This window comes from Blastococcus sp. CT_GayMR19, from assembly GCF_004570385.1.
Lineage (GTDB): Bacteria > Actinomycetota > Actinomycetes > Mycobacteriales > Geodermatophilaceae > Blastococcus_B.
In genome coordinates this window covers 1-16,460 of sequence record NZ_SPQL01000024.1, presented here as the reverse complement: position 1 = coordinate 16,460, position 16,460 = coordinate 1, and the positions used below count along the sequence as shown (strand labels likewise).

Genomic DNA, 16,460 nt, shown 5'->3' with positions numbered 1-16,460 from the left:
GTTCAGCCGCCGGGCGGCGCCGACTCCATCCAGGAGAGGAAGCCGGTCACCGTCGAGGGGTCCATCGCCAGGTCACGGGGGCCTTCGGGGGTCGTGCAGGCGAGGACGACGACGTCCGCGGGCAGCGACAGGTCGTCCCGGCCGGCCTCCCGGCGGGAGTCGATCCGGAGCTCGGAGCGGCAGAACCGCTCCTGCGGGCGCACGGACAGCGACAGCCCCCGGTACCAGAGCAGGACGTCGCCGCTGTACCAGGCGACGCCCACCGACCAGCGGGGCGAGCCGACCGGCCGCAGCCACACGGTGACCGCACCCAGCCCGGAGAGCAGGAAGCGCCGGCGCAGCAGGAACGCCACCGCCAGCCCGACGACCAGGACTGCGAGCAGCACCAGCAGGACCGTGGTCACGGCGCGTGCGTGGTCATGCGTCCGGCTGGGTCAGCGCGCGGTGGTTCGACGCCTCAGGCGTTCTCGCCGGCCGCCCGCAGCCGGGACTGCGCGCGCCGCGCGGCGTCCATCGCCTCCGGGTCGTCACCGGCCTCCTCGGCACGGCGCAGCGCCTCGCGGGCGCGCTCCACGTCGATCTCGCTCGCGATCTCGGCCGTCTCGGCCAGGATGGAGACGCCGCGCTCGGTCACCGAGAGGAAGCCGCCATGGGCCGCCACGACGACGTCGTCCCCGGAGTCGGTGCGGATCGTGACGACGCCGCCCTCCGCGAGCTGGCCGAGCAGCGGCGCGTGGCCGGGCAGGACCCCGAGCTCGCCCTCCGTGGTGCGGGCGATGACCATCGTCGCCTCGCCGGACCAGATCTTCCGCTCGACGGCCACCAACTCGACCTGCAGGGTCGCCACGACACTCCTCGGGGTTCCGCCCCTTCGTCAGCGAAGGGGTGCGGTGCGTACGGGCGCCGGCCCGGAAGGACACGGCAACGGATCACGCCCACTCTAGCGGCGTGTCGCCGGCGGCTCTGCGGCGGTTCTGGGGACCCGTCAGGCGCCGCGGCGGTAGAGCAGGGTCCAGCGGCCGACACGCACCCACGGCCGGCGCACGGTGGAGGCCGGGGCCCACTGCTCCGTGCTGAACGAGACCTCGCCGGACTCGCACGGCGCGTACGGGGGCCAGCTCCAGTCGCCCTCGTCGCTCCTGGGCTGATCGGCGTTCAGGTCCACGGCGTTCCCCGTCACGACGCCCGCGGATCGGGCGACCTCTGGAATGGTCGGCACTTCCTACCGTCCTGTGCAGAACCCTAGCCCCGAACTACCCGGTCGGGTGACGCAGACGTCCCCGTGGACGAAGACGGCCGGGCCCCCGTGAACGGGGGCCCGGCCGGGCGGAACGCGGGATCAGCCTTCAGTCCGGCTGCCCAGCGCGGCTGCGATCAGCCCTTCTTGAGCTTCTCCGCGTTCTTCTCGAGGTCCTCGAGCCCACCCTGCATGAAGAAGGCCTGCTCGGGGAGATGGTCGTAGGTGCCCTCGGTCAGCGCCTTGAAGGCCTCCAGGGTCTCCGAGAGCGGCACGAAGGAGCCAGGCTGCCCGGTGAAGGCCTCGGCCACGAACATGTTCTGCGAGAGGAAGCGCTCGATGCGCCGGGCCCGGTTGACCGTGACCTTGTCCTCCTCGCCGAGCTCGTCGATGCCGAGGATGGCGATGATGTCCTGGAGCTCCTGGTAGCGCTGGAGGATCCGCTTCACCGTCTGCGCGATGTCGTAGTGCTCCTGGCCCACGTACTGCGGGTCGAGGATCCGGCTGGTGGAGTCCAGCGGGTCGACGGCCGGGTAGATGCCCTTCTCCGAGATCGGCCGCGAGAGCACGGTCGTCGCGTCGAGGTGGGCGAACGTGGTGTGCGGCGCGGGGTCGGTGATGTCGTCGGCGGGCACGTAGATCGCCTGCAGCGAGGTGATCGAGCGTCCACGGGTCGACGTGATCCGCTCCTGCAGCTCCCCCATCTCGTCGGCCAGGGTCGGCTGGTAACCGACGGCCGACGGCATGCGGCCGAGCAGCGTGGAGACCTCGGAGCCGGCCTGCGTGAACCGGAAGATGTTGTCGATGAAGAGCAGCACGTCCTGGTTCTTCTCGTCCCGGAAGTACTCCGCCATCGTCAGCGCCGACAGCGCCACGCGCAGCCGGGTGCCCGGCGGCTCGTCCATCTGACCGAACACCAGGGCGGTGGACTCGATGACGCCGGACTCGGTCATCTCGGTGATGAGGTCGTTGCCCTCACGGGTGCGCTCGCCGACGCCGGCGAACACCGAGACGCCACCGAACTCCTGGGCGACGCGGCGGATCATCTCCTGGATCAGCACGGTCTTGCCCACGCCGGCCCCGCCGAACAGGCCGATCTTCCCGCCGGCCACGTACGGGGTCAGCAGGTCGATGACCTTGATGCCGGTCTCCAGCATCTCGGTGCGGCCCTCGAGCTGGTCGAAGCGCGGCGCGTGCCGGTGGATCGTCCAGCGCTCGGCGTCGGCGCCGTAGCCGGGCTCGTCCAGGCACTCGCCCAGGGCGTTCCAGACATGTCCCGTGACGACATCGCCGACCGGCACGCTGATCGCCGATCCGGTGTCGGTCACCTGGGCGCCGCGGACGAGGCCGTCGGTCGGGGCCATGGAGATGGTGCGGACGACGCCCTCGCCGAGGTGCTGCGCGACCTCGAGGGTCAGGGTCTTGCCCAGGTCGGCCAGCGTGACCTCGACCTTCAGGGCGTTGAACAGGTCGGGCATCGCGTCGCGGGGGAACTCGACGTCGACGACCGGCCCGGTGACCCGCACGACGCGGCCGGCGGCCTGGGTCTGCTGGTTGGTCGGACGGTCCTCGGTGACGGTCATCTGTAGTGCTCTCCTGCCCTCGGGCTGCGGTGGTCTCGCGTCTTCAGAACGAACATGGAAGGTCAGTCGCCGGAGCTCGCCGAGGCCAGCGCCTCGGACCCGCCGACGATCTCGCTCAGCTCCTGGGTGATCTCTGCCTGACGGGCCTGGTTGGCCTGCCGGGAGAGGTTCTTCGCCAGCTCCTCGGCGTTGTCGGAGGCCGACTTCATCGCCCGGCGTCGCGACGCCGACTCCGAGGCGGCCGCCTCGAGCATCGCGGCGTAGATCCGGGTGGTGACGTACTTCGGCAGCAGCGCGTCGAGCAGGCCCTCGGCCGAGGGCTCGAACTCGTAGGACGTCGGGACGCCGGAGTCGCTGCCGGTCTGGCCGTGCTCCCGGTCCTCGCGCTCGTAGTCGAACTCCTCGACCTCCTCGACCTCCAGCGGTGCCATCCGCTTGGCGACGGGCACCTGGGCGAGCAGCGAGCGGAACTCGGTGTAGACGATGTGCAACTCGTCCACGCCGAGGATGCCGTCCGCCCCGGCGCCGCCCTCCTCGTCGTCCTCACCGGCGGTGAAGACGTCGATGAGGACGGTGCCGACCGCCTGCGCGTCGGTGTACTTGGGCTGCTCGGAGAAGCCGGTGAAGGTCTCGGCCATCGCGCGGTCACGGAAGGAGTAGTAGGTCTCCCCCTTCCGGCCCACGACGTAGAGCACCGGCTCCTTGCCCTCCTGGCGCAGCAGGGAGAGCAGTTCCTCGGTCCGCCGGAGCACGTTCACGTTGTACGAGCCGGCGAACCCGCGGTCCGAGGTGATCACCAGGACCCCGGCGCGCTTCGGGTTCTGGCGCTCGGTCAGCAGCGGGTGGTCCAGCGAGGCCGACGACGCGAGCGCCGACAGCACCCGCGTGATCTCCCGGGCGTAGGGCTTGGAGGCCTCGACCCGGGCCTGTGCCTTGACGATGCGGGCACCGGCGATCAGCTCCTGGGCCGAGAAGATCTTCTTCGTCGACCGCGTGGAGCGGATGCGGCGCCGCAGCGCGCGGAGAGTGCCGGCCATGGGTCAGGCCTTCTTCTTGACCTGGACGCGCTCCTGGCCACGCTCGGACGCGTCCATCGCCTCGGCCTCGGGCTCGTTGACCTTGAGCGTCTCGCCCTCCCCGGTCGTGAACTGGCCGTAGAACGCCTCGACCGCCTTCTCCAGGCTCTGCACGGCGTCGTCGCCGAGCACCTTGGTCTGGCGGATCTCGTCGAAGATGCCGTTGTCCCCGCGGGCGACGAAGTCGAGGAACTCCGACTCGAAGCGCCGCACGTCGTTCACCGGCACGACGTCGAGCTTGCCGGTCGTGCCCAGCCACAGCGAGACGACCTCGCGCTCGACCGGGAACGGCGAGTACTGGCCCTGCTTGAGCAGCTCGACCAGCCGGGAACCGCGGTCCAGGGTCGCGCGGCTGGAGGCGTCCAGGTCGGAGGAGAACGACGCGAAGGCCTCGAGCTCACGGAACTGGGCGAGGTCCAGCCGCAGCCGGCCGGCCACCGACCGCATGGCCTTGATCTGCGCGGACCCGCCGACGCGGGACACCGAGATGCCGACGTTGATGGCCGGGCGCACACCGGAGTTGAACAGACCGGTCTCGAGGAAGATCTGCCCGTCGGTGATCGAGATGACGTTGGTCGGGATGTAGGCCGAGACGTCGTTGCCCTTCGTCTCGACGAGCGGCAGCCCGGTCATCGATCCGGCGCCGAGGTCGTCGGACAGCTTCGCGCAGCGCTCCAGCAGACGGGAGTGCAGGTAGAAGACGTCGCCCGGGTAGGCCTCGCGGCCCGGCGGGCGACGCAGCAGCAGCGAGACAGCGCGGTAGGCCTCGGCCTGCTTGGACAGGTCGTCGAAGACGATCAGGACGTGCTTGCCCTCGTACATCCAGTGCTGGCCGATGGCCGAGCCGGCGTAGGGGGCGATGTACTTGAACCCGGCGGCCTCGGACGCGGGAGCGGCGACGATGGTCGTGTACTCCATCGCGCCGGCCTCCTCGAGGGCCGTGCGGATCGCCGCGATCGTCGAGCCCTTCTGGCCGACGGCGACGTAGATGCAGCGCACCTGCTGCGCCGGGTCGCCGGTCGCCCAGGCTTCCTTCTGGTTGATGATCGTGTCGGTCACGATCGCCGTCTTGCCGGTCTGACGGTCACCGATGACCAGCTGACGCTGGCCGCGGCCGATCGGCGTCATGGCGTCGATGGCCTTGATGCCGGTCTGCAGCGGCTCCTTCACCGACTGGCGCTGGACGACGGTGGGCGCCTGCAGCTCGAGGGCGCGGCGGCCGGTGGTCTCGATCGGGCCGGCCCCGTCGATCGGGTTGCCCAGCGGGTCGACGACACGGCCGAGGTACCCGTCGCCGACGGCCACGGAGAGCACCTCCCCGGTGCGGCGGACCTGCTGGCCCTCCTCGATCCCGGAGAAGTCACCCAGGATGACGACGCCGACCTCGCGCACGTCCAGGTTCAGGGCCAGGCCGCGGACGCCGCTCTCGAACTCGAGCAGCTCGTTGGTCATGACCGAGGGCAGCCCCTCGACCCGGGCGATGCCGTCACCTGCCTCGGTGACGATCCCGACCTCCTCACGGGAGACGTCGGGCCTGTACTCGGTGACGTAGCTCTGGATGGCACTGCGGATCTCGTCTGCGGAGATCGTCAGCTCGGCCATGGGTCTGGGTCCTCTTCCCTGCGGGGTCGGTCTGGGGTGTGGGGCGTTGGGGTCGGTCAGCCGGCCAGCCGCCGGTGGGCGGCTTCCAGGCGGTGGGCGATGCTGCCGTCGATGACCTCGTCGCCCACCTGGACGACCAGGCCGCCGAGCAGGCTCGGGTCGACGGTCACCTGCAGGCCCACCGTCCGCCCGTAGAGCCGGGTGAGCGACGCGGTGAGCCGTTGCTCCTGCTCGGGCGTGAGGGCGACCGCGCTCGTCACGCGGGCGACCGACTGGCCGCGGCGGCGGCTGGCCACGTCGGACAGCCGCTCGACGGCGATCTCGGCGCTGCCGGCGTGCGGGCCGGTGAGCACGCTGCGGAGCAGCAGCTCGGTGACCGGGCTGACCCGCCCCGACAGGAGCCGGTCGAGCAGCGCGGTCTTGCCCTCGGCCGGGGCCTTGCGGTCACTGAGGATCCGCCCGAGCTCCCGGTCGCCGCCGACGATGCGGCCGAACCGGAACAGCTCGTCCTCGACGCTGTCGAGCTCGCCCCGGGCGTCGGCGGCCTCGAGCGCCGCCTCGGTGGCCGTCCCGGTGACGGCGTCGACCAGGTCGATCGGACCCGACCAGCGCTGCTGCGCCATCGTCTCGAGGAGCGCGACCGCCTCCGCCGACACGCGGGAGCCGAAGAGTCGGCGGACCAGCGCGGCCCGCTCCTCCGGCTTGCCCGACGGGTCCGCGAGCGCCCGGCGCAGGGAGAGCTGCCCGTCGAGCAGCCGCGCGACCGAGAACAGCTCCTCGGAGAGGCTCAGCAGGGCGGGCCCCGCGGAGCTGCGCGTCAGCTCGGCCAGGCGCTCGCGCAGAACGACCGTGGCCGCCCGGCTCGAGGCCTCCATCAGCGGTTGCCCTCGGACACCGGAACTCCGGTGCGGCCGTCGCCGGCCGTCGCCATGCTGTCGAGCTCGGCGAGGAAGCGGTCGACCGTGCCCCGCCGGCGGGCGTCGTCGGCGAGGGACTCCCCAACCACCCGGCCGGCCAGCTCGACGGCCAGCGTGCCGATCTGACCGCGGAGCTCGTTCACGAGCTGCTGCCTCTGCGTGGCCAGCTGCTCCTCGCCGCGGGCGACGATGCGGTCCGACTCCTCCTGCGCCTGCGTCCGCAGCTCCACGAGGATCTGCTGACCCTCCGCGCGGGCCTGGTCGCGGATCTGCGCGGCCTCGTTGCGGGCCTCGGCCAGCTGGGCGCGGTACTGCTCGAGCGCGGCCTTCGCCTCGGCCTGCATCGCCTCGGCGCGCTCCATGCCGCCCTCGATCGCCTCGCGACGGGCCACGAAGACCTGCTCGAAGCGTGGCACGACGAACTTGAACATCACCAGGCAGAGGATCGCGAACGTGATCGTGCCGATGATGATCTCGCTCACGAGCGGGATCAGCGGATTGTGTGCCTCCGCGGCGAGGATGATCATGCTGTGCACTCCCTGAGTCAGCTGGACCGGACCGGCTGGCTCAGCCGTAGATGAAGGGCGCGACCAGGCCGATCAGCGCCAGCGCCTCGGAGAGCGCGGCACCGAGGAAGGCGTAGGTGCGGGTGAGGCCGGCGGACTCGGGCTGACGGGCGGTCGCCTGGATGTAGGCGGCCCACACGATGCCCACACCGATGCCGGGGCCGATGGCGGCGAGGCCGTAACCGATGGAGCCGATGTTGCCGTCGACTGCTGCGAGAACGTCGATCATGCGGGGGTTTTCCTCCTGGGTCGGTCGCCCGGTTCGTTCCGGGCGGCTGGCGGGGGTGGAGCGGTCAGTGCGCGGGTTCGACGGCGCCGTTGAGATAGGTGGCCGTCAGGACGGTGAAGACGTAGGCCTGCAGCACGATCACCAGCAGCTCGAAGAACGTCATGATCAGCGCCATGAGGAACGCGAACGGGCTGAAGATGATCGAGAAGTTGCCCACCTGCAGCAGGTAGACCGTTCCGAGGGCGAACACCGCCAGCAGCATGTGGCCGGCGAACATGTTGGCGAAGAGCCGGACGGCGAGGGTGAACGGCCGGATCACGAAGACCTGCAGCAGTTCGATGGGCGTCACCAGGATAAGCGCCCCGATGGGCACACCCGGCGGCACGGCGGCGTCCTTGAAGTACCGCCCGGCGCCCTGCTCACGGATGCCCACCCAGTTGTAGACGACCCAGGTGATGACGGCGAGGACGAGCGGGAACGCGAACTTCGACATCGGCGAGATCTGCGCCAGCGGCACGATGCTCATCGCGTTGTTCGCGAGGATGAAGAAGAAGAGCGAGGCGAGGAACGGCGCGAACGGCAGCCCCTTCGGCCCGATCACGTCGCGGGCGATGCCGTCCCGGACGAGGGAGTAGCCGCTCTCGCCGAGGAACTGGAGCTTCCCGGGCACGATCGAGGGCTTGCGGACCGCGGCGACCATCAGGCCGATCATCAGCGCGGTCGCGAGCCACATGATCAGCGTGATCCGGGTGATCTCGAAGTCCACGCCGAGCAGCGAGAAGGCCGCGAGCGGCTCGGGGTAGAACTCCTCGACGGTGGGAGCCTGGAACCCGGTGTCGCCGCCACCGCCTTCGGCGGCGAGCACGTCGAGGAGCGCGGAGGCGCTGGAGGTCACCGTTGTCCCTTCTGCGTCTGGTCGTTCGCCCGTGGCCGGCTCCGCCGCCTGCCCGGGGTGGTGCGGCCGGGCCGACCACCTCCCGGCGGCGGGTCGACGACCCCGTACTTGACGACCACCAGGTAGATGGCCACCGTCAGACCGAGGAGCACGCCGACCAAGGTGAAGAACCGTGTCTCCAGCCAGCGGTCGAGCAGCCACCCGGCCCCGCCCCAGACGATGATCCCCGAGAGCATCGTCCCGGTGATCCCCCACCCGACGTCCGCCCCACTGGGCGGACGGGCAGGCTCGCTGGATCGAGGTCGAGCTTCCCCGCGAGCAGGGCTGTCCTCGGCCATCGGCCCGGACACTATCTCAGCCGCGTGGCGTGGGCTTTTCCGGGTCCGGGACGGGCGGCGCCGGAGGCGTCACGTAGTACAGCTGCCGGGTCCATACCCAGCGCACCTGGACGGCGCTCCAGAGCAGCGCCCCGCCGATGACCGCCCAGGCGAGCGCGAGGCGATCCAGCGGGCCCTCCGGCGGCAGGGCGCCCAGGACGGCGACGAACACCAGCGCCTTCACCAGGAACGTCCCCAGCGCGGCCGGCAGCGTGAAGGCGTCGTTGATCCGCCCGGCCCAGGCGATGACGACACCCGACACGCAGAAGAACGCCGTCACCACGGCGGCACCGGCCACGACGCCGAGGGCACCGGGCAGACCCGACAGGAGGGCGGCGACCGGGGCGGCCACAGCGGTCGCGGCGGCCGTCGCCAGCACCCCGACGCGGAGGAAGGAGATGTCCCAGGGGGCCTCGCTGCGTGCCGCCCCCGGAGGGCTGCTCACCGCAGCACCTGCCCGGCGTCGGCCGGCTGCGTCTCCGGGGCGGGGTCGGCCGGGGCCGGAGGCGGCCGCACCGCTGCCGCACGCGCGGCACGTGCGGTGGGGTGCTCGGCCCGGCTGCGCTGCCGCTGGGCGATCAGCTCGGCGGCCCGCGCCTCCCGCGCGGCCCGGCGGGCCCGCGGGCTCAGGAGGACGACGATCCCGACCACCAGCAGGACGGCGATGGCCACGAGGAGCTCGGCCCGGCCGCCGGTGATCGACAGCGTCACGGCGCCGAAGGAGAGCAGGGCGGCCCAGAAGTACATGACCAGCACGGCCCGGCGGTGCGAGTGACCGATGGAGAGCAGCCGGTGGTGCAGGTGCATCTTGTCCGGCGAGAACGGCGACCGGCCCCTGCGGGTCCGGCGGACGACGGCCATCAGCAGGTCGATGAACGGGATGAACAGGATCGCGATCGGCACGAGGAGCGGCAGCGCCAGTGGCAGCACCGTGGCGGCGGAGTCGAAGGACTGGGGGTCCACCCGCCCGGTCGCCGACACCGCGGCCGCGGCGAGCATCAGGCCGACCAGCATCGAACCCGAGTCACCCATGAAGATCCGCGCGGGACTGAAGTTGTGCGGCAGGAACCCGAGACAGGCCCCGGCGAGCACGGCGGTCAGGAGGGCGGGCGCGCTGGCGACGTCGCCGTACCCGACGGCGCCCAGGTTGTAGCTGTACGCGAAGAAGGCCAGCGCCGCGATCGCCGAGACCCCGGCGGCCAGGCCGTCCAGGCCGTCGATGAAGTTCAGCGCGTTCACCGTGAGCACGGTCAGCAGGATCGTCAGGGGGACGCCGACGTCCGGCCCGAGGATCAGGGTCCCGATGTCGGCCACCGGGAGGAACACGAAAGCCAACTGCACCCCGAGCAGCACCATCACGCCGGCCGCGGCGATCTGCCCGGTCAGCTTGGTGAGCGCGTCGAGGCCCCACTTGTCGTCGAGCACGCCCAGCGCGCAGATGAGGCCACCGGCGGCGAGCACGGCCGCCGTCTGGGAGTCCTCGAACGTGCGCTGCAGCGCAGGCAGCCGGGTCGCGACCAGCACCGCGGCGGCGACGCCGAGGTACATGGCCACGCCGCCGCCCCGCGGGGTCGGGATGACGTGCACGTCCCGCTCCCGCGGCGCAGCCATCATCCGCAGCCGGATGGCGACCATCCGCACCACCGGGGTGGACAGGAAGGTGACCAGCGCGGCGGTGAGGAGGACGACTGCGTACTCGCGCACGGGATCAGACGGCCCGGGCAGGTTCCGGGTAGGCGGGGTGGGCGCCGACCAGCTCCCGCACGCCGGCGGCCACCTCGGCGGTGCGGCTGCCGTCCTCGTCACGGATCGCGGTCCCGATGAGCGAGGCGATCGACTTCATGTCGCTCTCGGTCATGCCCTGGGTGGTCACCGCCGGGCTGCCGACCCGGATGCCCGACGCGATCGACGCGGGCTGCGGGTCGTAGGGGATCGCGTTCTTGTTCAGCACGATCCCGGCGGCGTCGCAGCGCGCCTCGGCGTCCTTGCCGGTGACCCCTGTCTCGCGCAGGTCGAGCAGGGCCAGGTGGGTGTCGGTACCACCCGCGACCGGGCGCAGGCCCTCGGCGGCCAGGCCCTCGGTGAGCGCCTGGGCGTTGGTGATCACCTGGCGCGCGTAGGTCTGGTACTCGGGCTGCAGGCACTCCTTCAGGTTCACCGCCTTGGCGGCGATCGCGTGCATGAGCGGGCCGCCCTGCATCATCGGGAACGCCGCCTTGTCGATGGCCTTGGCGTGCTCGGCCTTGCAGACGATCGCACCGCCACGCGGGCCGCGGAGCACCTTGTGGGTGGTGAAGGTGACGACGTCGGCGTACGGCACCGGGCTCGGGATCGCCTTGCCGGCGACCAGCCCGATGAAGTGGGCGGCGTCGACCATGAGGATCGCGCCCACCTCGTCGGCGATCTCGCGGAAGACGGCGAAGTCGATCAGCCGCGGGATCGCCGAGCCGCCGCAGACGATCATCTTCGGCCGGTGCTCGCGGGCGAGGTCGCGGACCTGGTCGTAGTCGATGTGCTCGGTCTTCTCCGCCACCCCGTACTGGACCGCGTTGAACCACTTGCCCGAGAACGACACCTTGGTGCCGTGCGTCAGGTGCCCGCCGTGCGGCAGCGCCATGCCCAGCAGGGTGTCCCCCGGCTGCATGAACGCGCCGTAGGCGGCGAGGTTCGCGCTGGCGCCCGAGTGCGGCTGGAGGTTGACGTGCTCGGCGCCGAAGAGCTCCTTGCCGCGCGCGATGCCGATCTCCTCGGCCCGGTCGACGACCTCGCACCCACCGTAGTACCGGCGCCCCGGATAGCCCTCGGCGTACTTGTTGGACAGCGTGCTGCCGAGGGCGGCGAGCACCGCCGGGCTGGTGAAGTTCTCACTGGCGATCAGCTGCAGGCCGCTGCGCAGGCGGTCCAGCTCGTCGGTGACGACGCTCGCGATGTCGGGGTCGAAGGCGGCCAGGGCGTCGAAGTCCGGGCCCCAGTAGGGGGTGCTCATCTCAGGCGCACTCCAGAAGTCGGTGCGGGCGCCCGCGATGCCCGGGCTCGGGCGGCGCGGCGGATGACTGAACGGTATCGCGATGGGCTGTGCACATTGCGATCCTCCGGATCGCACCGCTGTGACATTGCGACCCTCCGGGCCGCACCGCGGCCAATTTCCGTTCCCCAGTCGCGTCGAGCCGCTGCGTCGTGCCTGCGCGGGACCCTCCGGGCCCCACTCGGCACGACATCCCGTCCCCCGCACCCCCGGCTTTCTCGCCCGTGGTGGTCCGGTCAATCCGTCAAGGTCGGTGCCACCTCGCGGAGGCGGGCGACGCTGATCGCGCCCACTCGCAGCACTCTGGGCGTCGGGCCGGTGCAGTCGACGATGGTGCTGGCGGTGGAACTCGCGCGGGGGCCGCCGTCGAGGACGACGGCCGCGTGGTCGCCCAGCTGCTCGACCGCCTCCTGGGCGCTCGTCGCCGCCGGTCGCCCCGAGCGGTTGGCGCTGGACACGGCCAGCGGGCCGGTGCGGCGGAGGAGCTCGCGGGCGACGTCGTCGTCCGGCAGCCGGACGGCGACCGTTCCCTCGGCGTCGCCGAGGTCCCAGGCCAGGGACGGCGCGTGCTCGAGGACGAGCGTGAGCCCGCCGGGCCAGAAGGCCTGCGCCAGCTCGTTCGCGACGGGGGGCAGGTCGATGACCAGCCCGCCCAGGGTCGAGGCCTCACCGACCAGCACGGGGACGGGCATGGCGCGTCCGCGGTTCTTCGCGGCCAGCAGTCCGGTCACCGCGGCAGGCGTGAACGCGTCGGCCGCGACGCCGTAGACGGTGTCGGTGGGCAGCAGCACCAGCTCGCCCCGGCTGATCGCGGCGACCGCGGCGTCGAGGCCGGCGGCGCGCTGGTCGGGGTCGGAGCAGTCGTAGAGGTCGGCCACGGGGGAAGAGTCTCCCCGACGGCCGCCTCAGGCCCGGCGCGCGGTGGTGAAACGGGGGCGGCCGGCGAGGTCGGGATGGTCCTCGACCTCGGTGTAGCTCCCGTGCGCACGGACGAGCGCAGGCAGGCTGCTCCCCTGCTGGTCGGCGTGCTCGATGCCGAGCAGACCCCCCGCGCGGAGCAGCCGCGCGGCGGTGACCAGGAGGCCGCGGACGACGTCCAGGCCGTCCGGTCCTCCCCAGAGCGCCAGCGGCGGGTCGTGGTCGGCCACCTCGCGCGGCACCCGGGCTCCGTCGGGTACGTACGGCGGGTTGGACACGACGAGGTCGACCGAGCCGTCGAGCCCGCGGAGCAGCTGCGGATCGGTCATGTCACCGGGGAGGACCTGGACCGGGGTGTCGCCGGCGACGGCCCGGTCGGCCGCGTTGTGCCGGGTCCACTCGATCGCCCCCGGGTCCCGCTCGACGGCCGTGACCCGGGCGCCCGGGTGCTCGTGCGCGATCGACAGCGCGAGCGCCCCCGAGCCGGCGCCGAGGTCGACGACCACGGGCGCGGCAAGCCCGGCGAGCTGCTGCACCGCCCACCCGGCGAGCTGCTCGGTCTCCGGACGCGGCACGAAGACGCCCGGGCCGACCGCCAGCTCCAGGTAGCGGAAGGGCGCCCGGCCGGTGAGGTGCTGCAAGGGCACGCGGTCGGCGCGCTGGTCCAGCAGCGCGCCGAACCGGACGGCGACGTCGTCGGGGACGACGAGCAGCGTCAGGAGCCGGCCGCGGGACACCCCGAGGACGGAGGCGAGCAGCAGCTCGGCGTCCACCCGTGGGGAGTCCACGCCGGCGTCGGTGAGCCGGCGCGTGGCTCCGGCCAGCAGGTCACGGACGTTCAGGAGCCGGCCGCCAGCAGCTCCGCGGTGTGCGCGGCCGCCAGGGAGTCGATGACGGCGTCGAGGTCGCCGTCGATGACCTGGTCGAGGTTGTAGGCCTTGTAGCCGACCCGGTGGTCGGCGATCCGGTTCTCCGGGAAGTTGTAGGTGCGCACCCGCTCGCTGCGGTCCATCGTGCGGATCTGGCTGCGACGCTGGTCGCTGGCGGTCGCGGCCGCCTCCTCGCGCGCCGCCACGAGCAGCCGGGCGCGCAGGATCCGGAGCGCCGACTCGCGGTTCTGCAGCTGGCTCTTCTCGTTCTGGCAGCTGACGACGATGCCGCTGGGCAGGTGGGTGATGCGGACGGCGGAGTCGGTGGTGTTCACGCTCTGCCCGCCGGGCCCCGAGGAGCGGAAGACGTCGATGCGCAGGTCGTTCGGGTCGACGGTGACGTCGACCTCCTCGGCCTCCGGAAGGACGAGCACGCCGGCGGCCGAGGTGTGGATGCGCCCCTGGCTCTCGGTGACCGGCACCCGCTGCACGCGGTGCACACCCCCCTCGAACTTCAGCCGCGACCAGATGCCCTCGTCCCCCCGCGACTTCACCGCGACCGAGACGTCCTTGTAGCCGCCCAGGTCGGCGTCGACGGCGTCGATGACCTCGGCCGACCACCCGCGGCGCTCGGCGTAGCGCAGGTACATGCGCAGCAGGTCGCCGGCGAACAGCGCCGACTCCGCGCCGCCCTCCCCCGCCTTGATCTCGAGGATGACGTCCTTGTCGTCGTCGGGGTCCTTGGGCAGCAGCTGTTCGCGCAGCCGGCCCGAGAGCTCCTCGACCTGCGACTCGAGCGTGCGGGCCTCGGCAGCGAAGGAGGCGTCCTCACCGGCGAGCTCGCGGGCGGTGGCGAGGTTGCCGCGGGCCTCCTCGAGTGCCCGGGACGTCTCGACCAGCGGAGCCAGCTGCGCGTAGCGGCGACTCAGCCGCCGCGCGCGCGACTGGTCGGCGTGCACCGTCGGGTCGGCGAGCTCGCGCTCCAGGGAGGCGTGCTCGTCGAGCAGGGCGGACAGCCGGTCGGGCGAGCCGTCGGTGCTGCTCATCAGGTGCGGCCCTTCCCCAGAGACCGCTTCCGGTACCGAAAGCGGGAGGTCGATGCGTGCGCTTCCGGTACCGAAAGCGGGGACGTCGGCTGGACATGACGACGGCGCCCGCCCCACCCCCTTGTGGGAGTGGCGCGGGCGCCGTCGGAGGAGCTACTTGGCGGCGGTGTCGGCGCCGGCGGCAGCCCGCTTGCCGAAGCGCTTCTCGAAGCGGGCCACGCGGCCGCCGGTGTCGAGGATCTTCTGCTTGCCGGTGTAGAAGGGGTGGCAGGCCGAGCAGACCTCGACGGTCAGCGAACCGGTCGGGGAGGTGCTGCGGGTGGTGAACGTGTTCCCGCAACCACAGGTCACCGTGGTCTCGTTGTACGCGGGGTGGATGTCGGGCTTCATGCCGATCGCCTCTTCCGAGAAAGTCTCTGTTGTTCGTGTGGTCGAACGCCGGGGAGCGGGTGGTATTCCACGCCCGTCCGGCGGGGCTCAGCTGGTCAGTATTCCTGACGGCTGCGCCCCGCCGACGGGCGGTGCGGGTCAGTCGTTGCCGGGGCCCAGCGTCGTCTTCTGGATCTGCATCAGGAACTCGACGTTGTTGCGCGTCTTCTTCAGCTTGTCGAGCAGGAGTTCCAACGCCTGCTGCGGCTCGAGCGCACCCAGCACCCGGCGCAGCTTGATGACGATGGCGAGCTCCTCGGGGTTCATGAGGATCTCCTCCTTGCGGGTGCCCGACGCGTTGACGTCGACGGCCGGGAAGACCCGCTTGTCCGCCAGGCGGCGGTCGAGCTTGATCTCCGCGTTACCCGTGCCCTTGAACTCCTCGAAGATGACCGTGTCCATCGTGGAGCCGGTCTCGACCAGCGCCGAGGCGATGATCGTCAGCGAGCCACCGTTCTCGATGTTGCGCGCGGCACCGAGGAAACGCTTGGGCGGGTAGAGCGCCGTGGAGTCGACACCACCGGAGAGGATGCGCCCGCTGGCGGGGGCCGCAAGGTTGTAGGCGCGGCCCAGGCGGGTGATCGAGTCCAGCAGGACGACGACGTCGTGGCCCATCTCGACCAGGCGCTTGGCCCGCTCGATCGAGAGCTCCGCGACGGTCGTGTGGTCCGACGGCGGCCGGTCGAAGGTCGAGGCGATGACCTCGCCCTTCACCGAGCGCTGCATGTCGGTGACCTCCTCGGGCCGCTCGTCGACCAGGACGACCATGAGGTGGCACTCGGGGTTGTTCGTCGTGATCGCGTTGGCCAGGGCCTGCAGGACCATCGTCTTGCCGGCCTTCGGCGGGCTGACGATCAGCGCGCGCTGCCCCTTGCCGATCGGCATGACCAGGTCGAGCACCCGGGTGGTCAGCTGGTGCGGCTCCGTCTCCAGCCGTAGGCGCTCCTGCGGGTAGAGCGGGGTTAGCTTGGTGAACTCCGGCCGGTTGCGGGCCTGCTCGGGGTCCAGGCCGTTGACCGTGTCCAGGCGGACGAGCGCGTTGTACTTGTCCTTGCGCTCGCCGTCGCGGGGCTGCCGGACGACGCCGGTGATCGCGTCGCCGCGGCGCAGGCCGTAGCGGCGCACCTGCGACAGCGAGACGTACACGTCGTTGGGGCCGGTCAGGTAGCCCGAGGTCCGGACGAACGCGTAGTTGTCCAGGACGTCGAGGATGCCCGCCACCGGCAGGAGGACGTCGTCCTCGCTGACGGTCGGCTCGCCCTGGTCGTAGCGCTCGCGGCCACCGGGAGCACTGCCGCCCCGCTTGTTGCGGTCGCGGTAGCGGCGACCGCGACGACCGCGCCCGCCCTCGAAGTCGTCGTCGTCCTCGTCGTTGGGGTTGCTCCCCGGACGGCTGTCGTTCCGGTTGTCCGGACGGCCACCCCGGTTGTCGGTGCGGTCGCCGCGGTCGGGACCGCGGTTGCCGCCGTCCCGGTTGCCGCCGTCGCGGTTGCCCCCGTCGCGGGTGCCGCGGTCGCTGGTGACCCGGTCGTTGGCACCGCGGTCGTTGGCACCGCGGTCGCTGGCACCGCGGTCGCTGGTCGCGCGCTCACCGGTGGCCCGGTCGCCGGCACCGCGGTCGTTCGCGGGGCGGTCGTTCCCGTCCCGGTCGCCGCGGTTGCGGCCGCCACGCCCGCAGCGCAGCCGCGAGC

The 16,460-nt window shown here is 71.9% G+C and carries 19 protein-coding genes; all 19 read right to left on the bottom strand.

What is annotated here, in order from left to right:
* Positions 1-2: 2 nt before the first annotated feature.
* Entirely contained in the window at positions 3-404 is a 402-nt protein-coding gene (locus E4P39_RS21105) for a DUF2550 domain-containing protein (RefSeq protein ID WP_135138591.1), read from the bottom strand.
* 53 nt (positions 405-457) lie between these two features.
* A complete protein-coding gene (locus E4P39_RS21100; RefSeq protein WP_135138590.1) occupies positions 458-847 on the bottom strand; it encodes a F0F1 ATP synthase subunit epsilon in 390 nt (129 codons plus the stop codon).
* Between the two features lie 138 nt (positions 848-985).
* Positions 986-1,219, bottom strand: a complete 234-nt coding sequence (locus E4P39_RS21095) for a hypothetical protein (protein ID WP_135138588.1) — start codon at positions 1,217-1,219, stop codon at positions 986-988.
* Between the two features lie 155 nt (positions 1,220-1,374).
* A complete protein-coding gene (atpD, locus tag E4P39_RS21090) occupies positions 1,375-2,820 on the bottom strand; it encodes a F0F1 ATP synthase subunit beta (protein WP_135138586.1) in 1,446 nt (481 codons plus the stop codon).
* Positions 2,821-2,882: 62 nt separating this feature from the next.
* Positions 2,883-3,857, bottom strand: a complete 975-nt coding sequence (locus tag E4P39_RS21085) for a F0F1 ATP synthase subunit gamma (RefSeq protein ID WP_135138584.1) — start codon at positions 3,855-3,857, stop codon at positions 2,883-2,885.
* A gap of 3 nt (positions 3,858-3,860) precedes the next feature.
* Positions 3,861-5,498, bottom strand: a complete 1,638-nt coding sequence (gene atpA, locus E4P39_RS21080) for a F0F1 ATP synthase subunit alpha (protein WP_135138582.1) — start codon at positions 5,496-5,498, stop codon at positions 3,861-3,863.
* A gap of 56 nt (positions 5,499-5,554) precedes the next feature.
* Positions 5,555-6,373, bottom strand: coding sequence for a F0F1 ATP synthase subunit delta (locus tag E4P39_RS21075; protein ID WP_135138581.1), 819 nt, complete (start codon positions 6,371-6,373; stop codon positions 5,555-5,557).
* On the bottom strand, positions 6,373-6,942 hold the full coding sequence (locus tag E4P39_RS21070; RefSeq protein ID WP_209306652.1) for a F0F1 ATP synthase subunit B: 570 nt from the start codon (positions 6,940-6,942) through the stop codon (positions 6,373-6,375). Before E4P39_RS21070 ends, E4P39_RS21075 begins: the two co-directional genes overlap by 1 nt.
* A gap of 40 nt (positions 6,943-6,982) precedes the next feature.
* Positions 6,983-7,210: an ATP synthase F0 subunit C gene (atpE, locus tag E4P39_RS21065; RefSeq protein ID WP_135138579.1), complete on the bottom strand. Its 228-nt coding sequence runs from the start codon at positions 7,208-7,210 to the stop codon at positions 6,983-6,985.
* Between the two features lie 64 nt (positions 7,211-7,274).
* Positions 7,275-8,105, bottom strand: coding sequence for a F0F1 ATP synthase subunit A (atpB, locus tag E4P39_RS21060; protein ID WP_135138577.1), 831 nt, complete (start codon positions 8,103-8,105; stop codon positions 7,275-7,277).
* Complete coding sequence (locus tag E4P39_RS21055; RefSeq protein WP_245160012.1) at positions 8,102-8,341, bottom strand: AtpZ/AtpI family protein; 240 nt, start codon at positions 8,339-8,341, stop codon at positions 8,102-8,104. Before E4P39_RS21055 ends, atpB begins: the two co-directional genes overlap by 4 nt.
* 118 nt (positions 8,342-8,459) lie before the next feature.
* Positions 8,460-8,927, bottom strand: coding sequence for a hypothetical protein (locus E4P39_RS21050; protein WP_135138574.1), 468 nt, complete (start codon positions 8,925-8,927; stop codon positions 8,460-8,462).
* Positions 8,924-10,186, bottom strand: coding sequence for an MraY family glycosyltransferase (locus tag E4P39_RS21045; protein WP_245160011.1), 1,263 nt, complete (start codon positions 10,184-10,186; stop codon positions 8,924-8,926). Before E4P39_RS21045 ends, E4P39_RS21050 begins: the two co-directional genes overlap by 4 nt.
* Before the next feature lie 4 nt (positions 10,187-10,190).
* Complete coding sequence (gene glyA, locus E4P39_RS21040; protein ID WP_135138572.1) at positions 10,191-11,468, bottom strand: serine hydroxymethyltransferase; 1,278 nt, start codon at positions 11,466-11,468, stop codon at positions 10,191-10,193.
* A gap of 275 nt (positions 11,469-11,743) precedes the next feature.
* Positions 11,744-12,385 carry an L-threonylcarbamoyladenylate synthase gene (locus E4P39_RS21035; RefSeq protein WP_135138571.1) on the bottom strand — a complete coding sequence of 214 codons (642 nt, stop codon included), beginning with the start codon at positions 12,383-12,385 and terminating at the stop codon, positions 11,744-11,746.
* A 27-nt stretch (positions 12,386-12,412) separates the two neighbouring features.
* Positions 12,413-13,249 carry a peptide chain release factor N(5)-glutamine methyltransferase gene (gene prmC, locus E4P39_RS21030; RefSeq protein ID WP_280790881.1) on the bottom strand — a complete coding sequence of 279 codons (837 nt, stop codon included), beginning with the start codon at positions 13,247-13,249 and terminating at the stop codon, positions 12,413-12,415.
* 14 nt (positions 13,250-13,263) lie between these two features.
* On the bottom strand, positions 13,264-14,340 hold the full coding sequence (gene prfA / locus E4P39_RS21025; RefSeq protein WP_135138570.1) for a peptide chain release factor 1: 1,077 nt from the start codon (positions 14,338-14,340) through the stop codon (positions 13,264-13,266).
* Between the two features lie 153 nt (positions 14,341-14,493).
* Positions 14,494-14,730, bottom strand: coding sequence for a 50S ribosomal protein L31 (gene rpmE / locus E4P39_RS21020; RefSeq protein ID WP_135138568.1), 237 nt, complete (start codon positions 14,728-14,730; stop codon positions 14,494-14,496).
* A 138-nt stretch (positions 14,731-14,868) separates the two neighbouring features.
* A partial coding sequence (gene rho, locus E4P39_RS21015) for a transcription termination factor Rho (RefSeq protein WP_209306651.1) occupies positions 14,869-16,460 on the bottom strand: 1,592 nt, incomplete at its 5' end.